This window comes from Bacteroidota bacterium, assembly GCA_030706565.1.
In the GTDB taxonomy this organism is placed as follows: Bacteria; Bacteroidota; Bacteroidia; order Bacteroidales; family JAUZOH01; genus JAUZOH01.
Genome location: JAUZOH010000231.1, coordinates 1 through 5,989 on the forward strand (window position 1 = coordinate 1; position 5,989 = coordinate 5,989).

General features: G+C 37.1%; 6 protein-coding genes. 5 read left to right on the plus strand and 1 reads right to left on the minus strand.

The features are described 5' to 3' along the window. The 3 genes from Q8907_11410 to Q8907_11420 all read left to right on the plus strand — a co-directional run. Positions 1 to 1,740 (plus strand): tetratricopeptide repeat protein (locus tag Q8907_11410; GenBank protein ID MDP4274874.1); only part of this gene is annotated, 1,740 nt, incomplete at its 5' end. A 618-nt stretch (positions 1,741 to 2,358) separates the two neighbouring features. Then, complete coding sequence (locus tag Q8907_11415; GenBank protein ID MDP4274875.1) at positions 2,359 to 2,676, plus strand: prevent-host-death protein; 318 nt, start codon at positions 2,359 to 2,361, stop codon at positions 2,674 to 2,676. Then, positions 2,673 to 2,951, plus strand: coding sequence for a Txe/YoeB family addiction module toxin (locus Q8907_11420; GenBank protein ID MDP4274876.1), 279 nt, complete (start codon positions 2,673 to 2,675; stop codon positions 2,949 to 2,951). Before Q8907_11415 ends, Q8907_11420 begins: the two co-directional genes overlap by 4 nt. A 265-nt stretch (positions 2,952 to 3,216) precedes the next feature. On the opposite strand, the gene Q8907_11425 is transcribed toward Q8907_11420, so the two are convergent. Next, entirely contained in the window at positions 3,217 to 4,002 is a 786-nt protein-coding gene (locus tag Q8907_11425) for a metallophosphoesterase (GenBank protein ID MDP4274877.1), read from the minus strand. A 149-nt stretch (positions 4,003 to 4,151) separates the two neighbouring features. Between Q8907_11425 and Q8907_11430 the strand changes: the two genes are divergently transcribed. Both Q8907_11430 and Q8907_11435 read left to right on the plus strand, forming a co-directional pair. Further along, entirely contained in the window at positions 4,152 to 5,120 is a 969-nt protein-coding gene (locus Q8907_11430; GenBank protein ID MDP4274878.1) for a hypothetical protein, read from the plus strand. Further along, complete coding sequence (locus Q8907_11435) at positions 5,105 to 5,866, plus strand: hypothetical protein (GenBank protein MDP4274879.1); 762 nt, start codon at positions 5,105 to 5,107, stop codon at positions 5,864 to 5,866. The genes Q8907_11430 and Q8907_11435 overlap by 16 nt, the downstream gene beginning before the upstream one ends. Positions 5,867 to 5,989 lie beyond the last annotated feature (123 nt).

The following is a 5,989-nucleotide window of genomic DNA, read 5'->3' on the forward strand; positions in this document are numbered from 1 at the left end:
AGAGGAGATTGCTATTATGGTGAAAGGATTTATGACAAGGCAATAAATGATTATACCACAGCTTTATCAAATAAAGGCAACAAATTAGATAAACAATTATTATATCAGACCTATTACAACAGAGGCCAGGTTTACTTTAGAACCAATCAATACCAGTCAGCCATTGATGATTTTAATCAGGCCATTACGCTGGCCAATGATGCACACCAAAATGTAACCACTATTCACAGCTGGCGAGCAATGGCTTATATGAACACCAAAAATTTTCCGGAAGTCATCAATGATTTTGATATATACCTAGCCGCAAATCCGAATGACTTGTCCGGTGTATTTTACCAGGGCTTTGCTTATATGAAAAATGGAGAAACGGAAAAAGCGAGAGCCAACGCATCGAGATTGATAGAGGCCGATCCAACCAATGAAGTATTCTTCTCCGGAAGTCGAATGATGGAAATATACAATCTTGATACAAGGAGGATGAAATCGAAACAACTGGTAAATGAAGCAAATACTTTAATAGCAGAAGAAAAATCAGCGTCCTCTAAAGTACTGGCCAACATGAAACTGGCCGATGCATTTAAAAATCTTGATACGGCATGGCTATATGCTCCGGGTATTTCTGCAGAAGAAAAGGATTTAAAGGATTCCATCCTAAATGATATTTTCATTGTTTATTCTAAATTGAAGACTAAACCTGAAATCTCAGAATTTGTCAGGAAGTATGCCGTTCAGGCCTCAGGTGCCACTAAGGAAAGAAAGTATGATGAAGCAATCGGTTTATGGTCAAAGGTTCTGAGAATATCCCCTTATTACCCAATGGCTTATTACAACCGTGCCCTGCTCTTTGCTCTGAAAGAAGATTATAGAAGCAGCATCTCGGACATGCAGAATTATTTGAATTTATTGCCCGAGGCTTCCGACGCCCGTACTGCAAAAGACAAAATTTATGAATGGGAAGGAAAATTAAAAGAGGCTCCCGTAGCCCAGACCCAGGAAGCCCCTCATCAATATGAAGCCATTAATACCATTCTTTCCCCAAAATATTCTGCAGGCAATTTCCATTTTGCAATGGGTTTTGGCGGCAGCCTGGGCGTTCAATTTGACAAGAATAGTTCCTTAGGTGATTATTGGTCTCAGGAAACATCTTCGGCAAATGTTAACCAAAAATATTCGGGCAGTATACCCCTACTGTATTCTGGCGATATTGAAATAATTTGCAAACCCCTGAAAAGATTTGGATTAGGGGCATTTGGAAAATGGACCGGGGGAATTGGAACCAAGGCTGATGTATCCGGGACAAAGTATATACTAAACATGGGATGCTTTCAATATGGAGGCCTTGCACGTTTTTATTTCATGGTAAACGACTTGCAGAAAAAGCCCGACCTTTATCTCCAATATGCTTTAGGACAAACCTCATTAAATGGCTATTACGGGGTTGCCACGATGAGCGGTATCGTTTACAACTATTCCTACCTGAAGGATCTAAGCGGTTCAGGCCCTTATAACAGTTTCGGAATCGGAATGGGCGGAAAAATTTCCAAACACGGATACTTAACTCTTTCACTGGATTATCTCAGCTCAAAGATTGATGAAATCACTTATAACATAATGACTGATACAGGAGATAAATCGCAGGAAGGGAAAAGCGGAACAATCAAAAACAATTCCGATGGATCAAACATCACGGCAAATTACAAAGGAATGGTAATGAAAATTCTGTTTGGATTTTGTTTCTAAAAAAGGTGTAATGTTCTATTCTTAAGGTTAGAATAGAACATTACACCCTTCAAGGTAGTATCAGATTGCAAATGTTACTGTCATGCAGATATCCTAAAATGGATCCGCTGCCTGCGAGTAAAGAAATTTCCATACATGGTTCACTTTTATAATAACGAAGAATCTAAAACCTTTGAATGGTTGGCCGTCATCAGCACCAGCCGGAACCCAAAAATTTGGACTGAAAAAACTGAAAGATAAAAAACGGTTTAATTTATTTCAAGGGTTTCCTTTTACAGTTTTGATAAAATATTCGATTTGTTTTCTAATGTCATCGTTAAGTCTCTAAAGGCTGATCATTGGCTCCTTGATCATGTTTCTGTTACTACGAAAACCTATTCGTTTAAAACGTGTGTCGACAAGGATAAAGCACATAACAAACCACTACAAGCCACGTTTAACGAGCCTTTTACAAATCCTATCGTTCATAATAACAAATTGGCTCAAACATTACAATTTATGTAAGGTGCAATATATGGCAGGGCATCGTTTTGTTAGTTCAACCGAAAGGTACAGGACTGATAATTTAGAGGATTTGCAAAAAGAGTTGGAAAATATCACCCACCTAAATGAAACGATATGAAAGAAATGAACGTACAAATTTGTAAATTTGTACCAAGTTGGTACGCATTAAAACTAAAAGACATGTTAGTAATAAGTAGTAGGGAACTTAGGCAAAATCAAAAAATGTACTTTGAAAAAGCCGATAAAGGTGAACAAATTATTATTCAACGTGGGAAGGATAAAGCTTATGCCTTAACCCCTGTTAGTGAGGATGATATTTATTTTAATGCCGAAATGGTAAAAAAAATAAAACTAAGCATCGAACAGGTAGAGCAAGGAAAAGTAAAGAAGGTTACAACCCCTAAAGGGATAAGCGATTTATTAGGATTGTGAGCTATACATTAGAGTTTTCAGAAACAGCTTTAGAGGATATAGAAAAACACAAAAAATCCAGGGACAAAGCTGTTTTAAAGAAAATAGAAAAATTGCTCAATGAGTTGATGGAACCCCCTACTACCGGAACAGGTCAACCAGAATTGTTAAAACACGACCTTGCAGGCTTATACTCCCGTAGAATAAATAAAAAACACCGGTTGGTTTACTCAATTAACCACGAAGTTGTTACGGTTCATGTATTGACTGCCTGGTCACATTATGGAGATAAATAAAAGCTCTTCAAAATACCCACGATTGAAGAGCAACACCGGGATACTTTGGTTAACATAAAAAAATACACTTCAAATTCTTCTTCGAAAATTCATTGAAGTCTGGTAATGAAGATTACATCTGGTTGAGCTCCTCTTTGCATTGAGGGAGAAATTACGCAACCTAGTACGCGACATAGCAGGTTTTTGTAAATGAGGCGGGAGCACAAAGAATGTTGCAGGCAGGTTAAGGTTATTGTAGTCTTTCTAAGATCAAAGTCAGATAGAACTAATCCGGTTTTTCTATTTTTAATTCGCACAATTCCATAATATTCAGCATCCGGAAACAGATATCTGAAATGTACTCAATGTGGGAATTATGGAAATGACCATAAAACCAATGTACCAACGGATGTCCATCCTGTAACAAATAATTATAGATCTCATCCATTACGGCTCGTTCTTGTTTTATATCGTTTTTCAGTTTTTCATCTTGAAAAAGCCAGCCTTCAATGTCCGATTTATTTAAGGGCATGCAAAATGACGGGGAAGTATGAGTAACAACGTTATCTATTAGAATACCATTGGCTTTTAATTCAGACAAAGCTATTGAATCGAACTTCGGCATTTCGTTTTCCCAGTAGCATTTAACGTTTTTGCGCCCTTTCAGTCCTGCCAACCACATGGCTGTAAGTCTTTCCAACCGATCAACAGATATCGCTCCGCCTACACACAAAATGCTGTGGGTTTTAAACTGGATGACGGTATAGTCGGAAATTGTTTTCATCAATGGAAAATCTAGCAACTCCTTTTGAAAATATAGCGGGTCATCATGGTTTCCCCGCATTAAGAGCAACAGGCAATTAGATTTCTGAAGAGTTTTCTTCAGTTTCCCATATAATTGTTCATAATAGGTCAGCTCTTCAAAACCGATTCCACAGTCTCCGGCAACAATGATAACGGCATTAACGATCTCCCTGCGTTTTATTTCGTAGATCAGCGTTTTGAATTCTCCGTGAATATCACCGCAAACAAACAGAGAATCATATCCATTCAAATCAGGCAATTGTTTCATGACGCCACAAAATTACGCTTTTTTCAAAATAATAATTCATACTGCATTAAATATTTTGTCATATCTTTTTCGTAATCAATATAATGTCATTATATTTGCACAATGACACATGATGATGTCATTGTGCAAATTGCTCATTACTTATAAACATGGAAAATTTAAAAAAATATATAAGTATTGTATTGGGACAAGAGTTGACTGTTCATCTTTTGGATAAACAATTGCTCAAAGGCTTACCCTTGTACATAACGGCACCTTATACCATTTATCAGGCATCCCTTGCGGAAAAAGAAGTTTGTTTGCTGGTTCCCAGGTCAAATGAAAATACGTTTACGCCAGACCAATTGAGCAAGCAGATGGAAGTGGTGGTTCAAAAAACAGGGCTTCCCGCCATTTTTGTATTCAATCGGATAGTGTCTTATAATATCAGCCGGCTTGTAAAAAAGAGAGTAAACTTTATTGTGCCGGGAAAACAGTTGTATATCCCGTCATTAATGATACACCTGCAGAAAGCAGCTGATAAACCCACAAAAGAAGCCGTTATTTTTACTCCTGTAGCACAATCCATACTTCTGTATCATTTACAAAAAGATTTATTAAACGGACATACGGCAAAACAACTGGCAGAAATATTATTACAAACATATAGGACAGTGAGCAGGGCAATAAAAAACCTTGCAGACTTTGATCTTATAAGTTTTACCGGAGGTAAAGAAAAGCAGATTTGTTTTAATTTCAAAGGCAGAATATTATGGGAAAAGTCCTTGCGATATCTACAAAACCCGGTGGAACGTACCGTTTATACCGACGAAACTTTTGTGGCGGGAGACATGCGTTTAAGTAATATCAATGCCTTATCTCATTATACGATGCTTAATGATGAATCAAAACAATATTATGCAATATATAAGAAAGATATAAAATCGATCAGTGATCAAACCAATAATTATTTCGGAAGTAATCATATTGAGGTTTGGCGTTATGATCCAAAAGTATTCAGTAACGATAATTATGTAGACAAGTTGTCTTTGTATTTGCTTTTAAAAGATGATGAAGACGAACGAGTACAAGGAGCGTTGGAACAGATGATAAATGAAATGAAATGGTTAGAGGATTAGTTAAATTTAAAGAGTATTTTGCAGGTTTCGGGGATAACTATATCATAATTGGCGGAACAGCTTGTGATATTTTGGAAGAGGAAGCCGGTCAGCAACCAAGGGCGACCAAAGATATTGATATAATACTTATCATAGAAGCTCTTGCGCCGGAATTCGTTAAGCAATTCTGGGAATTCGTGAAGGCTGGCGATTATGAGACGCGTGAGCGAAGCAATGGGGAAAATGAATATTTTCGTTTTATGAAACCTCGGGTAAAAGGATTCCCTGTGCAAATAGAAATTTTCTCACGAAAACCGGATATACTTCAGATTGCTGAAGATTCTCACCTGACCCCGATTCCGGTAGACGAAGAGCTTTCAAGCCTGTCTGCTATCTTAATGAATGATGAATATTATCAGTTTACCATAGAACACAGTGATTTGACGGACAACGTTCATTTAGCAAGAGTGGAAAGCCTTATTTGCTTGAAAGCAAAGGCATATCTTGATCTTAATAAACGCAGACGGCAAGGGGAACAAATTGATGAAAAAAATATTCGGAAGCATAAAAATGATATTTTCCGTTTGGCGACAATGCTGAACGAAGGTGACACTTTTGTCCTCCCGGAGAGCATGAAGGCCGATTTGAATTCTTTTTGCCAAGAAATACAGGACTCATTGCCGGATAAAATCTTTTTTAAAGCAATAGGATTATTGGGCATTACCCCGGAAGAGGTTTATAGACAACTTTGCAATGTTTTCAAATAGTGAGTTTGGATGATTTCATTTTTGCTATTTACCTAATAGATCTGTTTCGGTTTGATTTTTATGATTTTACCAGAATTAATAATTTCAAATAAACCTTCCTATAAATGATAATAATAATTAGAT

What these genes read in the sequence shown, in the direction of transcription:
- Q8907_11415 (MDP4274875.1), top strand. Translation starts at nt 2,359, where the DNA reads ATGAAAGAAATGAACGTACAAATTTGTAAATTTGTACCAAGTTGGTAC.
- Q8907_11430 (MDP4274878.1), top strand. Translation starts at nt 4,152, where the DNA reads ATGGAAAATTTAAAAAAATATATAAGTATTGTATTGGGACAAGAGTTG.
- Q8907_11435 (MDP4274879.1), top strand. Translation starts at nt 5,105, where the DNA reads ATGGTTAGAGGATTAGTTAAATTTAAAGAGTATTTTGCAGGTTTCGGG.
- Q8907_11425 (MDP4274877.1), bottom strand. Translation starts at nt 4,002, where the DNA reads ATGAAACAATTGCCTGATTTGAATGGATATGATTCTCTGTTTGTTTGC.